The organism is Mammaliicoccus sp. J-M40, assembly GCF_022386395.1.
In the GTDB taxonomy this organism is placed as follows: domain Bacteria; phylum Bacillota; class Bacilli; order Staphylococcales; family Staphylococcaceae; genus Mammaliicoccus; species Mammaliicoccus lentus.
In genome coordinates this window covers 42,819-61,093 of the sequence record NZ_JAJNIQ010000005.1, presented here as the reverse complement: position 1 = coordinate 61,093, position 18,275 = coordinate 42,819, and the positions used below count along the sequence as shown (strand labels likewise).

Below are 18,275 nucleotides of genomic sequence, written 5' to 3'. Positions count from 1 at the left end.
AATATTACTTACAAAATCTATTTTCAAGGAGTATTTATGAAAAATAATCAAGAACAATCACTACAAAAATCTATTGGTCTAATGACCGCAATTACTATTGTAATCGGTACAATTATCGGGTCAGGCGTATTTGTAAAACCTGCTGTTGTATTAACACATGCAGGTACAAGTAATCTTGCCATTTTGGCTTGGGTAGTAGGAGGCGTGCTTACATTAGCAGCAGGACTTACAATTGCTGAAGTAGGTGCTCAAATTCCAAAAACAGGCGGTTTATACGCATACATACGTGACATTTATGGTCCATTTTGGGGCTTTTTAACAGGATGGGTTCAAACGATCATTTATGGTCCTGCAATTATTGTTTCACTCGTGCTATTTTTTGGTATTTTAGTTACAAACTTTTTTAATATTAGTAACGATTTAAGTGTTTGGATTGGATTTATAGCGCTAATATTTTTAACCCTTGTAAATATATTAGGTACTAAATTTGGCGGACTTATGCAAAATATCACGACAATTGCAAAATTAATTCCTGTAATTGCTATTATTGTATTTGGTCTTTTATGGGGAGACGAAGGTATATTCGGTAAAGATGTTACATCTCTTATCAAAACAGACGGCGAAATCAATTTTGGTAGGGCTGTACTCGCTACATTATTCGCATATGATGGCTGGATTATGTTAACGAACATGACCGGGGAAATGAAAAAACCTCAGAAAAACCTACCTCTAGCTATGTTAATTGGTTTATCTGTCGTAACCTTGGCATACGTATTAATTAACATTTCAGTATTTCACGTTATCCCAGCTGAAAAACTAGTTGGCTTAGGTAATACTGCAAGTGCCGAAGCAGCAAAAGCACTATTCGGAGATATCGGTTCAAAAATCGTGAATATTGGTGTCATTATTTCAATTTTCGGTTGTTTAAACGGAAAAATCATTACATTCCCACGCATACCATTTGCGATGGCTGAAGATGGGTTATTACCATTACATAAATATGTCGGTTATATTAGTCCTAAGTTAAAATCACCATTAGGCGCTTTAATGACTGTATTTGGAATATCTGTAATATTAATTATATTAACGATTTTATTCCCGAACACAGTTAACGCTGATTATTTATCTGAAGTTACGATTTTCATCATATATTTATTCTATATGATGGCATTTGTAGGACTATTTATACTTAGAAAACAAAATAAAGGAACTAAAAGAGATTATTCGGTACCGCTATATCCATTTGTACCTTTACTAGCTCTTTTCGGTGGCGCATTCATTATCATTAACACTTTAATATCTGATTTTATGGGTTCATTATATTCATTAATCATTTTAGCTATTGGTGTACCAGTTTATATGTATTTAAATAAAAATAAACAACGTCGCTCATAAAATAGATAACTATATTTATTAAATAAAAAGCTCCTAATCCGTTAAGTTTCTAACGGATTAGGAGCTTTTTTTCGATCACGAATTATTTAATTTTTCACTTCTGTTTTTGCTTCAAGCTCAATCATTTCTTCTTTTGATTTATCTAATACTAGATAATTTAATTCATCATTTGTCATTTTCTTAAGTGAAGGATATCTAACCATAAAGAATACTAAGCCTAAGATTAACCAAACAAATAGTGCAATATATGAAGGTAATGAAAGACTCGCTGGTGATCCTGGAATCAGTAATAGTCCTAAGAATATTAACGCAATAATCGCACCTATTAAAGCAAATGTTTTATATTTCGGATGATACATCATACTTCTCTTATCATATGAGAACAACTTAAATGCTGATAAACATGTGATAAAGTATGCGATTGAAACACCCGTTGAAGACATGTCTACAATCCATGTTAATGCTGTTCTACCTAACCAAGGCGCTACTAATGCTAAAACGAGTATAAATATAATACTAATATATGGCGTATTGTATTTAGGATGTAATTTTTTGAACACGCTTGGCATAACTGCTGCTCTACCCATTGAGAATAACAATCTACTAGAGCTCATAAAAAAGCCATTTAATCCAGTGAATATCCCCATCATAATAGCAACGATTAACACTGCTAAACCTACAAATGAGAACCCTTCTTTTACAACTGAACCTGTTACCCATAAATTCCCTCCAATTGAAGAAGGATCTTTGAATAACCAACTTGTTAGAAGTATCATCATTACATAAGTTATTGCTGATGCTAATAAACTAAATACGATGAGTTTGAACGTCTTACTTGGTGCAAAGTTAAATTCTTCGGCTGTTTGTGGAATGTTGTCAAAGCCTACGTAAGCCCAAGGTGCTACAGCTAATATCAATAGTATCGAGCCTAGCCAACCTTCTTTCTCACTTATTGCAGGTTGTAAATTTGAAAATGAAAAGTCTTGTGTGAAAAATGAACCTGCAAATAGTAGAACGACAACAACTGCTAATATAACACAGAATATATACTGTAAATTTCCTGAAAAACTTGAACCTTTAATACTTATCCAAGCAAATATTAATAAAATTAATGAAGATAATATAATTTCAGTGATATAAACGTCCCATCCTGCGATAGTGTATAGCTTACCTTGTTCTAAAAACCCAGGCATTACAAATTTAAATAACAAACTGAATGCTGACGCGTTTAAAGCAACAATACATATGTACCCAAAGGTTAAAAACCATGATGAAAAGAAGGACACATATTTCCCGAATCCTAAGTAACCAAATGCAAAAGCTCCACCTGATACAGGGAACTTCTCTACTAATGCGCCATAACTTATAGCTATAACAATCATTAATAATGCACCTATAAAGATACCTATTGAAGCACCTATTGGACCTGCTTGGCCTATCCAATCTCCTGGAAGTATAAATGCGCCCCAACCTATGCTTGAGCCATAAGCTATGGCCCAAACAAATTTCTCAGATAAGTTCTGTTCTAAATTCCCTCTTGATAAATCTTTCTTTCGTCTTGCCATTAATGTTCCACCCTTATTTTTATTTTTCGTGAAACGCGACTAACTTTTATACCTTATAACTTCCAAACCGCGATTACAAGTAACAACCAACTAACTATGAATAACACGCCACCTATCGGCGTAATAGCACCTAATACTTTAATTTGTGTTAAAGCTAATATATATAAAGAACCACTAAAGAATACAATTCCGAATGTCATCAACCAACCTGCAATATTTAAATTTGCAGTTGTTGTGCCAGAAACAATACCAATAAGTATTAAGCCTAGTGCGTGATACATTTGATAAGTTGTTGCTTTTTCCCAAATATCTAAATATTTAGCTGATAATTTGTTTTCTAAACCGTGAGCTCCAAAAGCACCTGCTGCAACAGCAATCATTGCATTTATTGCCCCAATAATGATAAATAATTTCATTTTCTTACTTCCTTTCTTTTATTAAAAATCAAAAATTGAATCTCCATTTCCTATACCATCATCAGTCGTTAAAGTATTTTCATTTTGTTTTACCGTTGATTTATCAGGTACTTTTCCACCCATTTTTCTAATTTCTTCATTAGATATTTGAGGATTTTCCTTTTTAATTGGCGTTGAAGAAGTTTTCATATAAGGTTGTTTCACTTCTATACCTTGGTTATTTCCCTCTTCTGCATCAATTAATCCACTTAAAGTGTGAATTGCATGCATATGTTTATTAAATGTTTCATTATTTGTCGCGTTATCTGCATGTACCAATTCATCTTCAATCGCTGATATTAATTGATCTCTGCTAATCATTTACCTCACCTCCACACCAATTGATCGGTTCTTTACCTTTTGATTTTAAAAACTGATTTGTTTCACTAAATGGTTTTGATCCAAAGAATCCTCTATGAGCTGACAATGGGCTTGGATGAACCGATTTAATAATATGATGTCTTTCTGTATCAATGAGTTTAATTTTCTCTTGTGCTGGTTTACCCCATAAAATAAAGACGACATCTTCAAGTTCACGTGAAATACTTTTAATGATTTCATTCGTGAAAATTTCCCAGCCGATATTTTTATGAGAATGTGCTTTATGTGCTTCCACAGTTAATACTGTGTTCAATAATAACACACCTTCTTTTGCCCAATCTTGTAAATGTGGACTAGTACGCTTACAACCAATATCCGACTCCAATTCCTTGTAGATGTTTCTTAAGGAAGGTGGAAACTTAGCATCAGGTTGTACTGAAAAAGCTAAACCGTGTGCTTGATTTGGCCCATGATACGGATCTTGACCTAAAATGACGACTTTAACATTGTCTAACGGTGTTAAATCAAATGCTTGATAAACATTTTCTCTAGCTGGATACACCGTTGTATTTTGATAAGCTTCTTCTAAAAAAGCTTCCATTTCTGAAAAATCATGTTGCTCTTTTATATTGTGAAAGATTTCTTGCCAATCCATTTTTTTCACCTCTTTAAAAATGATAACATAGCCTTCATGAAATGGTCATAACTATTTTTTACAATTAAAAAACATGATATGATATCTTATATGAATATATTGGGAGGAATTACCGATGGCATTAAAAAAAGTCTTAACTATAGCAGGATCAGATACAAGTGCTGGTGCTGGAATGCAAGCTGATTTAAAAACATTTCAAGAACACAATACTTATGGAATGGTTGCATTAGCAGCTGTTGTTACAATGGACCCAAAAACTTGGGCACATGATGTGACGCCATTACCTCTTGATTTACTGGATAAGCAGTTAAATACAGCTATTTCTATCGGTCCAGATGCAATTAAAACTGGTATGTTAGGTTCTGAAGAAGTTATTAAACGTGCTCGCCAAGCATATGACGAGTCAGGTTCTGAAATCTTTGTTGTTGACCCAGTTATGGTTTGTAAAGGCGAAGATGAAGTACTTAACCCGGGAAATACTGAAGCAATGATTAAAGAATTATTACCTAAAGCAACAATTGTGACACCAAATTTATTTGAAGCGGGACAACTTTCTGGTTTAGGTAAATTAACATCTATCGAAGATATGAAAAAAGCTGCTGAAAAAATACATGAGCTTGGTTCACAATATGTCATCATTAAAGGTGGTAAAGCGCTAGAATCAGATAAAGCCTTTGACTTATTCTATGATGGTAAAAAACATGTATTACTTTCTACTGATAAATTCCAATCTAGTTATAATCATGGTGCCGGCTGTACATTTGCTGCTGCAACTACTGCTAATTTAGCTAACGGTGAGTCTCCAGAAGATGCTGTAAAACGCGCTAAAGCATTTGTTGCATCTGCAATAAAAAATGGCTGGAGAATGAATGAATTCGTCGGTCCAGTTGATCATGGTGCAGCAAACCGTATTGAAAAAATCGAAGTTTATACTGAAGAAGTATAAATAAAAACTACACGTTTAAAAAGTCTACAGAGTATCTCACTTTGTAGGCTTTTTACGTGTAGCCTTTTCATTATTGTCCAATGCCAAATTCTGCTTTTATTTTGGCAATCACTTTTTGTTTTTTAAATAGTTTCATTTCATATTCATAAAGCGTCATATTATCTAATTTACTTTCATTAAGACACACGATTTCAGCTTCATAATTTTCTAAAGTCATAATACGTTCAGTTTGTTCAAATTCGGTTTTGATTTGTTTTAGTTTTACGTTACTGCCCATATAAGGCTTAAAACTATCAAATTCACGAAGAACACTTAGTAAATATTGAACTGGCACTTCTTCATAATACTGATATCCCATGATATTACAATAATCTAAAACCGCTTCATCATTAAATGAAATACGCTTTCTTTCCACTACTTTCACCCGCCGTTTCTTAAGGCTCATTCTTTGTAGTAGTAATTGTACTTTAAACGATATCATCTATCAAGTTAATATTTACATATGTACTTTAAGATTCTTTATTACTATAAGCACTATTATCTACAATAATTTCTACATTCGGGTGATTGTACAATGCTGAAGCTGGAAGATCAGTCGTAATTTCACCTGACAACAACTTTTGAATCGCTTCTGCTTTTTTTGGTCCAAAAGCTAATAATATGATGCGTTTAGCTTTTAAAATAGATTGAATACCCATTGAAATTGCTTGTTTAGGTACTTCTTCTTTCGTTTCAAAATATCTACTGTTAGCTTCTATTGTTGATTCTGTTAAATCAACTACACTTGTTAAACTATCAAATGATGTTCCTGGCTCATTAAAACCGATATGACCATTTTCACCAATTCCTAATATTTGTATGTCCATTGGACCTTCTTTATCTATTAGATTCTCATAGCGTTCTACTTCGCTATTTAAATCATTTGCTGATCCATGTGGTAAATGTATTTTTTCTTCATTCCAACTAGATAAATGGTTAAATAATATATCGTGCATATATGTGTAATAACTTTCTGGATGATCAGAGTCGATTCCTATATACTCATCTAAATTAAAGGTTGTAATATTACTTAAATCCAATTTATTTATTTTAATTAAATTAACTAATTGTTCATATACGCCGACCATTGTACCACCAGTAGCTAAACCTAACACACTCTTATTGTCAGTTATGATTTGCTTTAATAACTCATTTGCAACATAATGACAAGCTTCTTTTTCAGTACCTAAATTTATAAATTTCATGATTATCCCTCTATTTCTTTAATAAATCGTTTTGTAATTTCTAAAGGTCTTGTAATTGCGCCTCCAACAACTGTGCAATGAACACCTAAATCCGTTACACGCTTCAACATTTCAGGTGTTACAACGTTTCCTTCTGCTATCACTTTAGCTTCGACTTTATTTAATACATCTTTTAAAAATTGAAAGTCATTTTCGTATAATACATGACCTTTAGTATATGATGTATAACCTCTTAATGTTGTACCAACATAGTCAAACCCAAGCTTATCAGCATTGATTGCTTCGTCTAAATCTGATATATCAGCCATAATTTCTACATTTGGTGCGTTATCTCTAATATACTGAACAATTTCTTCAAGTGATTCTTTTGGTCTTTCTTGTTTAGTCGCATCTAGAGCAATTACCTCACATCCACTTTCAATCAACTCATCGACTTCTTTCGTAGTAGCTGTGATAAATACGTTGGAACCTTCGTAATCTCTTTTTACAATACCGATGACTGGTAAGTCGACTTCTTGTTTTATTGCAATAATGTCTTCTTTCGTATTTGCTCTAATTCCTTTAGCACCACCTTGATATGCGGCTAATGCCATTTTACTCATAATAAATGAAGAATGTAATGGCTCTTCTGGTAATGCTTGACATGAAACAATTAATCCTTGCGGTAACATTTAAAATGCACTCCTTATTTTTCTTCTAATGCTTCTTCAACTTCATTTTTAATTGTTGTTACATGAGGACCATATATAATTTGTACACCTGTACCTTTTTGAACAATACCTCGTGATTCAGTTGATTTAATCAAATCTTCATCAATCTGTTCACCATCTTTAACGGTCACTCTCAATCTTGTTGCACAACAATCTACAGCATCAATGTTTTCCTTGCCACCCAAACCTTTAATAACTGTTTGCGCGCGTTCACTTGCTTTAACAGTTTCAACCGCCGCTTCATCTTCACGGCCAGGCGTCTTAAAGTTAAATTTAGTAATTAAAAATCTAAATGTAACGTAATACAGTAAGAACCAGACTATACCAATTGGAATCACTAGTAAATAATTTGTCTTACTATTACCTTGTAACACACCGTACAGTATATAATCAATAAAACCACCACTAAAAGTTTGTCCAACTGTAATATTAAATATATCAGCCATCATAAAGGCTAATCCATCAAATATAGCATGGATAACATATAAAACTGGCGCAATAAATAAGAAACTGAATTCTAAAGGCTCTGTTATACCTGTTAAGAATGACGTAAGTCCCGCTGAAAGCATTAAACCACCTACGACCTTTTTCTTTTCAGGCTTTGCTGTATGGTAAATAGCTAATGCAGCACCTAACAAGCCAAACATCATTGTTATAAATCGACCAGACATATAACGCGAGATGCCCGAATAATAATGTGTTAAATTAGCATCGCCTAACTGAGCGAAAAATATATTTTGTGTTCCTTGAACAATTTTACCGTTGATTTCCATTGTACCACCTAAAGCTGTTTGCCAGAATGGTAAATAGAATATATGATGCAGTCCAAATGGTCCAAGCATACGTAATACAAATCCATAAATGAAAGTTCCTATAACACCTGTCTTATTCACAAGTCCACCTGCACCAAATATCCAACCTTGGATGGTCGGCCATACAAAGTACAATACAACACCTAATACTATAGAAGCTACAGAGGTTATAATAGGTACGAATCTAGAACCACCAAAGAACCCTAAAAATGGTGGCAATGTAATCTTGTTATATTTATTATGTAAAAATGACGTCAAAATACCAACGATAATACCACCAAATACACCTGTTTCAACTGTTTGAATTCCTAACATCATCCCTTGCCCTGCTTTAGCAAGTGAATCTTGAGATGCAATATTGTCAGTAATCGTCAATAACGCGTTCATAGTTGCATTCATAATTAGAAAGCCTAACATCGCTGCTAGACCAGCTGTACCTTTATCACTTCTCGCTAATCCAATCGCTACACCTATAGCAAATATTACTGGTAAATTAGCAAAAACAATATCTCCTGCTGAAGACATTAATATAAAGATATATTGTAATAAATCCACATCTAAGATTGGATAAGCTTTTATTGTATTTGGGTTACTCAACGCACCTCCAATACCCAGAAGCAAACCTGCTGCTGGTAATATAGCGATGGGTAACATAAATGATTTCCCGAATTGTTGTGCCTTATCAAAAATTTTACTCATGGGCACACCTCCTATTGAAACTAAATATAACACCATGAAAAGATTAGTCAATAACATTCGTTGTTTTGGAAAACTTTTTCAAATATAATACACATATTATAGAAAACAGGAGTGTTAACCATGAATTTTGAAAATCGTATTCAACAATCTTATAATGGAACAGATATTCAAAATGTACCTCTCATACAACGGATATATGAATATCATCAATCTATCATTCAAAAATCAGGTGAATTTATTTCTAATAAAAAAATAAATCAATTGATCGAAGTATTAATAGAAAGTGAACATGCCTTATTTGCAGGGTTAGGTAGCTCGGGTTTAACAGCCACTGAGTTCTATTACAGAACAATGCGCATGGGTATTAAAGGAAATTCAGCGACAGATGTGCATCAAATAAAAATTGGTGCTTCTTTGCTCACTGAGCGAGATACATTTATTGCCTTGTCTAATAGTGGAGAAACAAAAGAATTGGTTAACGCTGTTAAAATCGCTAAAGATCATGGTGCCACAATTATTGCGATTACTAACTATGCTGGTAGCCCTCTTTCCGCTCTCTCAGACATAACGATTATGACGATAGATCAAACTAGAATAAATGACCATCAATTTATTAACACTCAAATTTCAGCTCATTTTCTAATAGATGTTGTCAGTTACATGCTTTTATCACACGAAAGTCATTTAACACAATACGACCATACTAAAGAAGTTATTTTAAAGGATAATAATTCCTGAGTTGTGAGCAGAATGTATATAAATTCACTCGAGAATTTAGTAGAATAGTAAAGTATATACTATGAGGAGTGAAAGGCATGGAATTAATTCAAATAGATCAAGTTCAAACCTTAATATCAGAATATGAAAATAAGCCAGTTTATCTTCATGTAGAGACAACAAATGGTGCGTATGCGAATCACTTTGATCAAAAAGTGTTCAACGCTGGTACATTTTTAAGAAATATTCAAGTTACATTTACCCATGCTCATTTAACAGGTGGCGTTAAAGAGCCTTTCCGTGTGGGCCTTAAATTAGACAATAATGGCTGGGTTTATGTACAAGGTTTGACACATTATGAAGTAACGGAAAATAAAGAATTATTATTAGCGGGATTAAATCATGAAGGGCAACTTGCTGCTAGTTTAGAAATTAGTAGTAAACCGTTTAAGGAATAAGAGGTGACGACAATGGATAAAGAAAGACAAGTATTGGTTATATTCCCACATCCAGATGATGAAGCGTTTGGAACTTCGGGTACATTAAGCAAATTTATAGATAGCGGTGTCCCAGTTACTTATGCATGCTTAACTTTAGGTCAAATGGGTCGTAATCTCGGCAACCCTCCTTTTGCAACAAGAGAGTCTTTACCGTTTATTAGAGAACGTGAATTAGAAGCAGCTGCTGAAGCAATTGGTATTACTGATTTACGTAAAATGGGTTATAGAGATAAAACTGTTGAATTTGAACCGAAAGATGAAATAGATAATATGGTAAAATCATTAATAGATGAATTAAATCCATCACTAATAATATCATTCTATCCAGGCTATTCTGTACATCCAGACCATGAAGCAACTGCAGAAGCAGTGATAAGAACAGTAAGCCGTATGGAAAAATCAGAACGTCCTAAATTACATTTAGTAGCATTTAGTAATGACACGTATAGCGATCTCGGAGAGCCCGATGTAAGTATAGATATAACTGGTTATGAGGAACGTAAAATGAAAGTACTTCAAGCTCATGCATCTCAAACCGGACCAATGTTACAAAACCTCGCTTCAAATACACAAGAGAGTGAAGCGGCTAAAGATATGTGGTTGAAGTCAGAACATTTCTGGACATATCATATTGAATAGATAGTTGGAGGCAATGTTAATGAAACAAATCGATTTATCAACACGTGAAGCGCGATGGAAATATTTTGGTTCAGTAGATCCAATCAAAGGAACGAAACCTACTGAAAAAGAAAAAATGCCTGATTTACAAAGTTCTAAAAAAGATTTCCTATTCGAAATTGAGCATGTTGGTATTAAAAATTTAGTTTATCCTGTTAAAATAGATGGTTTTCAATCAATTGGTAATTTTGAGTTTTCGACAAGTTTAAATCAAGATGAAAAAGGTATTAATATGAGCCGTATCATCGAAAGTGTTGAAAAACATTACGATAACGGTGTGCCTTTAAGTTTTGATTCTTTAAAATCATTACTCAATACACTTGAAAGTGCAATGTTCCAAAATACAGCTTCTGTAGACGTATCAGCTAAATGGTTCTTTAACCGATACAGTCCAATTACTCAACAAAAAGCTGTTGGAAACGCTGATATACGTTACATTTTATCAGTATCAGACGACAAACTTACTAAAAAATCATTAGGTATCGAAGTACCGGTTACAACACTATGTCCTTGTTCTAAAGAAATTAGTGAATACTCTGCTCATAACCAGCGCGGTATTATTACAGTCCTAATTGATTTAGACACTGAGACTGATTTACCGGATAATTATAAAGAATTGATTTTAGACGGTATGGAAGCAAATGCGAGCTCTATGCTTTATCCAATACTAAAACGTACAGATGAAAAAGCAGTTACAGAGCGTGCATATGAAAATCCTCGCTTCGTAGAGGACTTAATTAGATTAGTAGCGGCAGATTTAGTCGAATTAGAATGGATTAATGGTTTCGAAATAGAATGCCGTAATGAAGAATCAATACATCAACATGATGCATTCGCAAGATTAAAATACTCAAAATAATCATATATAACTAAAAAACAGCCAAAATTCTTATTTAAAAAAGAATTTTGGCTGTTTTTCATTTTTATTTAACCCTAGTAACCACTCGTTACTTTCCTTAATTACAAATTCACTTCTTCAGTTTCAACCCATGGATTATTCTGAATTAATTTAATGATTTGCTCTGTAAATAGTTTAACGCGTAATTTAATATCATCTACATCCACATAGTAAGTGCCGTCTTCTGTTTTTCCGTAATCTGCATCTTGTGTAGAGATTTGGACAGGTACAGCAATTCCTAACAAGTTTCTCATGATAATTCTTAAGTGTGATAATGGTTCCGTACTACGCATGCCACCACTATTGCAAATTAATCCAACTGGTTTCATTTTGAATTCGTCCATCGTTAAATGGTCTAATGCATTTTTTACTACGCCTGAATATGAACCGTGATAATTTGGTGTACCAATTATAATAGCATCTGCTTCTTCAGCTAGTTCTCGTAATTCATTAACATTTGCTTTAATACGTTCATCATTTAAGTGTCGGCCAGATACATCTAAGAACGGAACTGGCTTATCATATAAATCAAACAATGTTACCTCTGCTTCTTGTTCTTCTAAGTTACCGCGAACAAATTGCGCCAGTGCATGTGTATGAGAGTATTGTTTAGCGCTACCTACAATAAGTAATACTTTCACTGTTGTCACCTCAAAATCTATGATATTTATTATACCTCACAGTATAACATACTGAATAACTAAGAGTTTATACTCAGTTAAAAATCAGTCTAATGGACTATTAACAATTACTCTTCGCTTTTCAAAGCTTGTATGATGGCTTTACCAACACCACTATTTTCGTTTGTATCTGTTATATAATCCGCCATTTCTTTAACTTCAGGTGCACCATTTTCCATTGCAACTGCGTATCCTGCTTTTTCTAACATAGAAATGTCATTTAAATTATCACCTATCGCCATAACATCTGACATTGGTATTTTGAGTTGTTCAGCGATTGCTTCTAATGCGATTCCCTTTTGTGCATCAGAATGTGTAATTTCTATATTCCCTCTTGAAGAAGAAGATACAGCTAAACTTTGAAACTCAGAAATTTCTGCTTTAGCTCTATCGATTTTTTCTAAATCACTCGCAAATGCTAAGATTTTCAAAATAATTTCGCCTGGACGTTTACTAATTTCGTCATAGCTATCAACTTGTTTCAAAGTCCCATTATCTATACGATTTTGTATATTAGCTCTAATTTTCTTAACATCCGCTTTTTGGCCAGCTTTTTCTGCTATATCCACATAGATTTCTAAGTCTTTCTCTGGGTCTTCTGTATAAATACCAAAGTTCGTATACACTTGGTAATAAATATCTTCACTATTTAAGACACCTGTAATTTTATCAATTAATGGACGTGTTAATTTAGATGTATGAATAATGTTAAATTCTTCATCCCTTAATTCAGCCCCGTTTAAACAAATATAAGGTAAAGTCAAATCTGTTGGTGCAATTGGACCATTCGCTTCATAAAAAGCTCTTCCCGTAGCAATAACTACCGTAATACCCTTAGATTGGGCATATTTTATTGCTTCATAGTTCTCATTAGAAATTTCGTGTGCTGCATTTAGTAAAGTACCATCCATATCTGTTGCGATTAACTTTATCATTAGAGAGACCTCTTTTCTTTATATTCAACATAAATTCTAACAAATTATCTGTATAAACTCTATGAATCTGAACTCTTCTCTTTGTTTTGCTTCTTTTTCGCTCTTTTTTCTAAAAAAAACGTACGAAGCATCTCTCCACACTCTTCTGCTAATATTCCTCTTTCTACTGTAGAACGATGATTAAACCTTGTATCTTCTATTAAATTCATTAAACTACCACTACATCCACCTTTAGGATCACTTGCGCCGTATACAACATGAGGTATTCTACTCATTACTATAGCGCCCGAGCACATAACACAAGGTTCTAACGTTACATATAAAGTAGTATCTTCTAAACGCCATGAATTTAAATATTCAGATGCTTCTTGAATTGCCAACATCTCAGCATGTGCAGAAGGACTTTGTTCATTTTCTCTTAAATTATGCCCTCGTCCAATTACTTCTCCTTTATACACAACAATTGCACCAATTGGTACTTCGTCCATTTTCCATGCTTTTTTCGCTTCTTCAATAGCAAGTTTCATATAATTTTCATGCACGTTTTATTTCACTCCGTTTAATTTGTGATAGAATAGGTATGTCTATTTTAACACCTGGAGAGATAAATATGAAAAAAACCTTTATTGCAATTGAAGGACCTATAGGAGTCGGGAAAAGTTCTTTAACTAAAAAGCTTGCTAAAGCTTTGAATTATAAAGAAGAATTTGAAATTGTAGATGAAAATCCATTTCTAAGTGATTTTTATGATGACATTTCAAAATGGAGTTTTCAAACTGAAATGTTCTTCTTATGTCATCGCTATAAACAATTAACAGATTTACAAAATGTGCAAGGCATCGTAAGTGATTATCACATATTTAAAAATAAAATTTTCGCTAAAAACACTTTAAACGATTTTGAATATGATAAATTCAGTAGAATCTACGATATCTTAACTGAAGATATTCGCATGCCAGATCAAATAATCTTCCTCGATGCTTCCTTAGATGTTCTTCAAGAACGCATTGCCAATAGGAATAGATCCTATGAGGCTCAAATAGAAGACGACTACTTAGCACAATTAAAACACGACTATAATCAGTTTTATAAAGAAGTAAAAAATGAAATCGATGCAATACAAATAGATACTTCAAATTTAGATTTCGTTCATAACACCTCAGATTATCAACACGTTTTACATTTATTACAACCATTGATTGGAGAGATTAAACATGACCAATAAAGTCATTCCTAGTAATGCGATTATAACGATTGCTGGTACTGTTGGGGTAGGAAAGTCATCATTAACAACAGCTCTAAGTGAGCGCTTAAACTTTAAAACATCTTTTGAAAAAGTAGATAACAACCCATATTTAGAAAAATTCTATCACGACTTTGAACGTTGGAGCTTCCACCTTCAAATATACTTTTTAGCAGAACGCTTTAAAGAACAAAAAAGAATGTTCGAATATGGCGGTGGCTTTATACAAGACCGTTCCATTTACGAAGACGTTGATATTTTCGCAAAAATGCATGAAGAACAAGGAACAATGACACAAGAAGACTACGCAACTTATAGAGAACTATTTGAAGCAATGGTTATGACCCCATACTTCCCTAAACCAGATGCATTAATTTATTTAGAATGCGACTATGAAGATGTTATACAACGCATCAAAAATAGAGGACGACAAATGGAAATCGAAACAGACGAACAATATTGGAAAAAACTTTTCGCACGCTATGATAATTGGATTAACAACTTTACAGAGTGTCCAGTTGTTCGTGTAAATATAAATGATTATGACTTATACGAAGACCCAGAATCAATCAACAAAATCATCGACAAAGTAGCACACGTCATTGAAACACATCGCGCTATCGATACAAGAGTGAAGTAGGAAATATATAGGTAGGATAAATCTTTTCCTAAAATAAACATCCCAACCCGTTAGAATTATCTTTCAGGTTGGTTTTTTTTTGTTGTCTTTGATTTTGAAAATGTATACTTGACTGAGGTAAGGCTCCAATCATCTACCATTCCATTCTGCTTCTTTTTCATGAAATTCATTTATGTCTTTGTATATATAATCCGCTTCTTCCAAGTCTGATTTTTCGCCAGTACCGCTTAGTACACCGACTACTACACCGAAATGTGAATTTCGTCCCATTTGTATATCTGTTGGGGTGTCCCCTATTATTGCTATTTCTTCTGGTACAACGTTCCATTTTGCATAAAAGTCTTCTACCATTTTAGGGTCTGGCTTTTGATAACCGTTAATAGTAGCGGTAATTGTATCGTCTATTAAATGACTGACGCCTGCATCTTTGATAAAGCGTTTTGTTCCGTCTTGATCGTCGCTCGTTATAATCGCTATTTGATATCCTTTATCTTTGAAATGTTTTAATGTATTTTGCATGTCGTCTATTACGACCGTTTCTGGATTATATTCTGCAATTAAATCTTTGCTTAATTGTACTGTCCAGTCTTCTACTTCTTTATTATTTTCGTGATTAGCGTATTTTTGAAATTTTTTTACGATATCAGATAATGTTCCTGAAGCTAAAATACCACTTGCTAAAAATTTCCCGTCTACATATCCTAATTCTTCTTGTAATGATTGTTCTTCTTCAACTTGATATTGTTCTATAAATTTATTGATCATCACAAGAGAGATTTCAGACCATGTTTCATCAAACTTTAGTAATGTACCGTCTTTATCAAATAATAGCCAATTAATCATATATGTATTCTCCTTTAAAAAATCAGGCTGGGACAAATAGATGTCTCAGCCTGATTTATTTTAAATATCTTTATACTGTCTCAATACGGCTTTCTTGTCCTACTACTACTCTCCAACCATGTTTATCTTCTTTCTTACCTGTTTGGATTGCTGTGTACTCATCAAATAAATGATTTGTGATAGGACCCGTCTTATTATCATTAATTGTAATTTCAACTTCATCATATTTTAAGAAGCCAACTGGTGAAATAACAGCTGCAGTTCCTGTGCCGAATATTTCTGTTAAACGACCATCATGATGTGCATTGACTACTTCATCGATTGAAATTCGTTTTTCTTCAGTTTCATAACCCAATTCTTGGGCTAACTCGAGCACAGTTTTTCTTGTAATACCTGGTAAAATACTACCGTTTAATTCAGGTGTTACTACTTTACCATCGATTACAAAGAAGATATTCATACTACCTACTTCTTCGATATATTTTTGTTCTACGCCGTCTAACCAAAGAACTTGATCAAAGCCCAATTCATTAGCACGTGTTTGTGCAATTAAACTAGCAGCATAGTTTCCACCACATTTAGCAAAACCTACTCCACCTCTAACAGCACGAACAAACTCATCTTCGACATATATACTTGTTGGTTTTAATTGTTCATCACCATAATATGCACCTACAGGAGAAAGAATCACTAGAAATTCATAATCTGTTGACGAACGTACACCTAAGTATGGTTCAGTTGCATATACAAATGGTCTCACATATAAAGATTGGCCTTCACCATTAGGCACCCAATCACGTTCTATATCAATTAGCTGTAATAAACCTTCTAATACTTTGTCTTCGTCGATTTGTGGCATTTCCAAACGTTTTAACGATAAATTGATTCTTTTGAAATTTTGGTCAGGTCTGAATAACGTTACTTCATCTCCATCTTTATATGCTTTCATGCCTTCAAATACTGTTTGACCATAATGAAGCCCTTGTGCACTTGGCGATAAAGTAATTGGCCCATATGGAATAATTTTAGGCTCTGACCAGCCTTCACCTTGTTTATAAGACATAGATAGCATATAATCTGTAAAGATTTCGCCGAACGCTAACTTTTGGAAATCCGGTTTTTCTTTCAGCTGCTCACGCTGTTCTACGTAAAATGTTTCTGACATAATGATTCCTCCTAGGCTAATTAATAATTAATGTTATCAAGTATATCAGTCATAGAGGGGTTATTCAATAAGTTTTTAGAAAATTTAAAAAATACTCATAATATATTTAACTTTTTGCTAATTGGTCTTTTTCTTTAATTGCTTTCAACATTAGTTTTGTCATGCTATCTAAATCATATTGTGGATTGAATCCCCATTCTTCCTTAGCACAACTTGTATCGATTGAATTTGGCCAAGTATCTGCAATTGCTTGACGGTCAGGATCAACATCATAACTAAGCTCAAATTCAGGCAATATTTTTTGTATTGAAGCTTTAACTGTTTCTGGTTCTACGCTCATAGCACTTACGTTATATGCGTTACGATGAACCAATTTTTCCCCGTCTGCTTCCATCAATTGAATAATCGCATTAATAGCATCATCCATAAACATCATATCCATATATGTCCCTTTAGCGATATAACTATTGTATTTACCTTCTCGTATCGCTTTAAAGTATATTTCCACAGCGTAATCTGTTGTCCCTCCGCCCGGTTCTTTTACATAAGAAATTAACCCAGGGAAACGTACACTTCTTGTATCTACGCCAAATTTCGTATAATAGTAGTCACATAATAATTCTCCTGCTACTTTATTCACGCCATACATTGAAGTCGGTCTTTGTATCGTTTCTTGTGGCGTCATATCTTTTGGTGTATTAGGCCCGAAAGCGCCTATAGAACTTGGTGTAAAGAATTGCATGTTGTATTCTCTTGCCGCTTCTAAAGCATTTACAAGCCCACCCATATTTAAATTCCATGCAAATAAAGGATTTTTTTCAGCAGTTGCAGATAATAAAGCAGCCATATGCATAATTGTATCTGCTTTAAATGTTTCAACTAGCTCAAACAATCTGTCTTTATCCGTTACATCTAGTATTTCGAATGGTCCATTTAATATAACGCTGTCACTTTCTGGTCTTTTTATATCTGTAGCTAGAACTTGATCGTTACCAAATTTTTCTCTTAATTTTATTACTAATTCTGTCCCGATTTGACCTAGTGCACCAGTTATGATGACTTTTTTCATAATAAAAATCCTCCTGTACTATTGAAATGTTCAATCGTCTTTTTAGAACGTACAAAAACGCTTTCTTTATAGTTATTTTAACTTATTTAAGCCGATTTGTATACT

Annotated in this window: 22 protein-coding genes; 8 read left to right on the top strand and 14 right to left on the bottom strand. The window is 33.5% G+C overall.

What is annotated here, in order from left to right:
* The first annotated feature begins 36 nt into the window (after positions 1 to 36).
* Positions 37 to 1,395, top strand: a complete 1,359-nt coding sequence (locus LQ688_RS07680) for an APC family permease (RefSeq protein ID WP_064204230.1) — start codon at positions 37 to 39, stop codon at positions 1,393 to 1,395.
* Positions 1,396 to 1,481: 86 nt separating this feature from the next.
* On the opposite strand, the gene LQ688_RS07675 is transcribed toward LQ688_RS07680, so the two are convergent.
* The 4 genes from LQ688_RS07675 to LQ688_RS07660 are packed head-to-tail and all read right to left on the bottom strand — an operon-like array spanning position 1,482 to position 4,400.
* Entirely contained in the window at positions 1,482 to 2,960 is a 1,479-nt protein-coding gene (locus LQ688_RS07675; RefSeq protein WP_064211521.1) for an APC family permease, read from the bottom strand.
* 53 nt (positions 2,961 to 3,013) lie between these two features.
* Positions 3,014 to 3,376: a DUF423 domain-containing protein gene (locus LQ688_RS07670; RefSeq protein WP_016999450.1), complete on the bottom strand. Its 363-nt coding sequence runs from the start codon at positions 3,374 to 3,376 to the stop codon at positions 3,014 to 3,016.
* A gap of 21 nt (positions 3,377 to 3,397) precedes the next feature.
* Positions 3,398 to 3,736: a DUF5327 family protein gene (locus LQ688_RS07665; protein WP_064204232.1), complete on the bottom strand. Its 339-nt coding sequence runs from the start codon at positions 3,734 to 3,736 to the stop codon at positions 3,398 to 3,400.
* Positions 3,729 to 4,400, bottom strand: coding sequence for a uracil-DNA glycosylase (locus tag LQ688_RS07660; RefSeq protein WP_257504544.1), 672 nt, complete (start codon positions 4,398 to 4,400; stop codon positions 3,729 to 3,731). Before LQ688_RS07660 ends, LQ688_RS07665 begins: the two co-directional genes overlap by 8 nt.
* Positions 4,401 to 4,506: 106 nt before the next feature.
* Between LQ688_RS07660 and thiD the strand changes: the two genes are divergently transcribed.
* Complete coding sequence (gene thiD, locus LQ688_RS07655) at positions 4,507 to 5,337, top strand: bifunctional hydroxymethylpyrimidine kinase/phosphomethylpyrimidine kinase (protein ID WP_239705330.1); 831 nt, start codon at positions 4,507 to 4,509, stop codon at positions 5,335 to 5,337.
* Positions 5,338 to 5,407: 70 nt separating this feature from the next.
* On the opposite strand, the gene LQ688_RS07650 is transcribed toward thiD, so the two are convergent.
* The 4 genes from LQ688_RS07650 to LQ688_RS07635 form a co-directional block, all read right to left on the bottom strand.
* Complete coding sequence (locus LQ688_RS07650; RefSeq protein WP_016999446.1) at positions 5,408 to 5,752, bottom strand: hypothetical protein; 345 nt, start codon at positions 5,750 to 5,752, stop codon at positions 5,408 to 5,410.
* 94 nt (positions 5,753 to 5,846) lie between these two features.
* A complete protein-coding gene (nagB, locus tag LQ688_RS07645) occupies positions 5,847 to 6,581 on the bottom strand; it encodes a glucosamine-6-phosphate deaminase (protein WP_016999445.1) in 735 nt (244 codons plus the stop codon).
* Positions 6,582 to 6,583: 2 nt separating this feature from the next.
* The gene (locus LQ688_RS07640; RefSeq protein WP_064211522.1) at positions 6,584 to 7,252 is read right to left on the bottom strand and encodes an N-acetylmannosamine-6-phosphate 2-epimerase; all 669 of its coding nucleotides are present in this window, start codon (positions 7,250 to 7,252) and stop codon (positions 6,584 to 6,586) included.
* 14 nt (positions 7,253 to 7,266) lie between these two features.
* Positions 7,267 to 8,802 carry a PTS transporter subunit EIIC gene (locus tag LQ688_RS07635; RefSeq protein WP_103268674.1) on the bottom strand — a complete coding sequence of 512 codons (1,536 nt, stop codon included), beginning with the start codon at positions 8,800 to 8,802 and terminating at the stop codon, positions 7,267 to 7,269.
* 120 nt (positions 8,803 to 8,922) lie between these two features.
* Between LQ688_RS07635 and LQ688_RS07630 the strand changes: the two genes are divergently transcribed.
* The 4 genes from LQ688_RS07630 to folE2 all read left to right on the top strand — a co-directional run bounded on the left by LQ688_RS07630 (position 8,923) and on the right by folE2 (position 11,556).
* Complete coding sequence (locus LQ688_RS07630; RefSeq protein WP_239705333.1) at positions 8,923 to 9,540, top strand: MurR/RpiR family transcriptional regulator; 618 nt, start codon at positions 8,923 to 8,925, stop codon at positions 9,538 to 9,540.
* Positions 9,541 to 9,617: 77 nt separating this feature from the next.
* Positions 9,618 to 9,977 (top strand): YojF family protein, encoded by a 360-nt coding sequence (locus LQ688_RS07625; protein ID WP_016999441.1) that lies wholly within the window; start codon positions 9,618 to 9,620, stop codon positions 9,975 to 9,977.
* Between the two features lie 12 nt (positions 9,978 to 9,989).
* Positions 9,990 to 10,658, top strand: coding sequence for a bacillithiol biosynthesis deacetylase BshB2 (gene bshB2 / locus LQ688_RS07620; protein WP_239705335.1), 669 nt, complete (start codon positions 9,990 to 9,992; stop codon positions 10,656 to 10,658).
* A gap of 19 nt (positions 10,659 to 10,677) precedes the next feature.
* Complete coding sequence (gene folE2, locus LQ688_RS07615; RefSeq protein WP_016999440.1) at positions 10,678 to 11,556, top strand: GTP cyclohydrolase FolE2; 879 nt, start codon at positions 10,678 to 10,680, stop codon at positions 11,554 to 11,556.
* 101 nt (positions 11,557 to 11,657) lie between these two features.
* Here folE2 and LQ688_RS07610 read toward each other — a convergent pair whose 3' ends face one another.
* From LQ688_RS07610 to tadA, 3 genes are all read right to left on the bottom strand, one after another.
* Positions 11,658 to 12,236, bottom strand: coding sequence for an NADPH-dependent FMN reductase (locus LQ688_RS07610; protein WP_239705336.1), 579 nt, complete (start codon positions 12,234 to 12,236; stop codon positions 11,658 to 11,660).
* A gap of 107 nt (positions 12,237 to 12,343) precedes the next feature.
* On the bottom strand, positions 12,344 to 13,210 hold the full coding sequence (locus tag LQ688_RS07605; RefSeq protein WP_239705338.1) for a Cof-type HAD-IIB family hydrolase: 867 nt from the start codon (positions 13,208 to 13,210) through the stop codon (positions 12,344 to 12,346).
* A 59-nt stretch (positions 13,211 to 13,269) separates the two neighbouring features.
* A complete protein-coding gene (gene tadA / locus LQ688_RS07600; protein ID WP_187114643.1) occupies positions 13,270 to 13,737 on the bottom strand; it encodes a tRNA adenosine(34) deaminase TadA in 468 nt (155 codons plus the stop codon).
* An 83-nt stretch (positions 13,738 to 13,820) separates the two neighbouring features.
* Between tadA and LQ688_RS07595 the strand changes: the two genes are divergently transcribed.
* Complete coding sequence (locus tag LQ688_RS07595; RefSeq protein WP_064204238.1) at positions 13,821 to 14,435, top strand: deoxynucleoside kinase; 615 nt, start codon at positions 13,821 to 13,823, stop codon at positions 14,433 to 14,435.
* The gene (locus tag LQ688_RS07590; RefSeq protein WP_103268673.1) at positions 14,425 to 15,093 is read left to right on the top strand and encodes a deoxynucleoside kinase; all 669 of its coding nucleotides are present in this window, start codon (positions 14,425 to 14,427) and stop codon (positions 15,091 to 15,093) included. Before LQ688_RS07595 ends, LQ688_RS07590 begins: the two co-directional genes overlap by 11 nt.
* A gap of 129 nt (positions 15,094 to 15,222) precedes the next feature.
* On the opposite strand, the gene LQ688_RS07585 is transcribed toward LQ688_RS07590, so the two are convergent.
* The 3 genes from LQ688_RS07585 to LQ688_RS07575 all read right to left on the bottom strand — a co-directional run bounded on the left by LQ688_RS07585 (position 15,223) and on the right by LQ688_RS07575 (position 18,170).
* Positions 15,223 to 15,936 (bottom strand): HAD family hydrolase, encoded by a 714-nt coding sequence (locus LQ688_RS07585; protein ID WP_103268672.1) that lies wholly within the window; start codon positions 15,934 to 15,936, stop codon positions 15,223 to 15,225.
* Between the two features lie 70 nt (positions 15,937 to 16,006).
* On the bottom strand, positions 16,007 to 17,101 hold the full coding sequence (locus tag LQ688_RS07580; protein ID WP_016999433.1) for a branched-chain amino acid aminotransferase: 1,095 nt from the start codon (positions 17,099 to 17,101) through the stop codon (positions 16,007 to 16,009).
* A gap of 106 nt (positions 17,102 to 17,207) precedes the next feature.
* Positions 17,208 to 18,170, bottom strand: a complete 963-nt coding sequence (locus tag LQ688_RS07575) for an L-threonine 3-dehydrogenase (protein WP_103268670.1) — start codon at positions 18,168 to 18,170, stop codon at positions 17,208 to 17,210.
* Positions 18,171 to 18,275: the final 105 nt, after the last annotated feature.

Excerpts from the sequence above, each read along its gene's own strand:
- LQ688_RS07680 (WP_064204230.1), top strand. The coding sequence starts at position 37 with ATGAAAAATAATCAAGAACAATCACTACAAAAATCTATTGGTCTAATG.
- LQ688_RS07675 (WP_064211521.1), bottom strand. The coding sequence starts at position 2,960 with ATGGCAAGACGAAAGAAAGATTTATCAAGAGGGAATTTAGAACAGAAC.
- LQ688_RS07670 (WP_016999450.1), bottom strand. The coding sequence starts at position 3,376 with ATGAAATTATTTATCATTATTGGGGCAATAAATGCAATGATTGCTGTT.
- LQ688_RS07665 (WP_064204232.1), bottom strand. The coding sequence starts at position 3,736 with ATGATTAGCAGAGATCAATTAATATCAGCGATTGAAGATGAATTGGTA.
- thiD (WP_239705330.1), top strand. The coding sequence starts at position 4,507 with ATGGCATTAAAAAAAGTCTTAACTATAGCAGGATCAGATACAAGTGCT.
- nagB (WP_016999445.1), bottom strand. The coding sequence starts at position 6,581 with ATGAAATTTATAAATTTAGGTACTGAAAAAGAAGCTTGTCATTATGTT.
- LQ688_RS07640 (WP_064211522.1), bottom strand. The coding sequence starts at position 7,252 with ATGTTACCGCAAGGATTAATTGTTTCATGTCAAGCATTACCAGAAGAG.
- LQ688_RS07635 (WP_103268674.1), bottom strand. The coding sequence starts at position 8,802 with ATGAGTAAAATTTTTGATAAGGCACAACAATTCGGGAAATCATTTATG.
- LQ688_RS07630 (WP_239705333.1), top strand. The coding sequence starts at position 8,923 with ATGAATTTTGAAAATCGTATTCAACAATCTTATAATGGAACAGATATT.
- LQ688_RS07625 (WP_016999441.1), top strand. The coding sequence starts at position 9,618 with ATGGAATTAATTCAAATAGATCAAGTTCAAACCTTAATATCAGAATAT.
- bshB2 (WP_239705335.1), top strand. The coding sequence starts at position 9,990 with ATGGATAAAGAAAGACAAGTATTGGTTATATTCCCACATCCAGATGAT.
- folE2 (WP_016999440.1), top strand. The coding sequence starts at position 10,678 with ATGAAACAAATCGATTTATCAACACGTGAAGCGCGATGGAAATATTTT.
- LQ688_RS07605 (WP_239705338.1), bottom strand. The coding sequence starts at position 13,210 with ATGATAAAGTTAATCGCAACAGATATGGATGGTACTTTACTAAATGCA.
- tadA (WP_187114643.1), bottom strand. The coding sequence starts at position 13,737 with ATGAAACTTGCTATTGAAGAAGCGAAAAAAGCATGGAAAATGGACGAA.
- LQ688_RS07595 (WP_064204238.1), top strand. The coding sequence starts at position 13,821 with ATGAAAAAAACCTTTATTGCAATTGAAGGACCTATAGGAGTCGGGAAA.
- LQ688_RS07590 (WP_103268673.1), top strand. The coding sequence starts at position 14,425 with ATGACCAATAAAGTCATTCCTAGTAATGCGATTATAACGATTGCTGGT.
- LQ688_RS07585 (WP_103268672.1), bottom strand. The coding sequence starts at position 15,936 with ATGATTAATTGGCTATTATTTGATAAAGACGGTACATTACTAAAGTTT.
- LQ688_RS07580 (WP_016999433.1), bottom strand. The coding sequence starts at position 17,101 with ATGTCAGAAACATTTTACGTAGAACAGCGTGAGCAGCTGAAAGAAAAA.
- LQ688_RS07575 (WP_103268670.1), bottom strand. The coding sequence starts at position 18,170 with ATGAAAAAAGTCATCATAACTGGTGCACTAGGTCAAATCGGGACAGAA.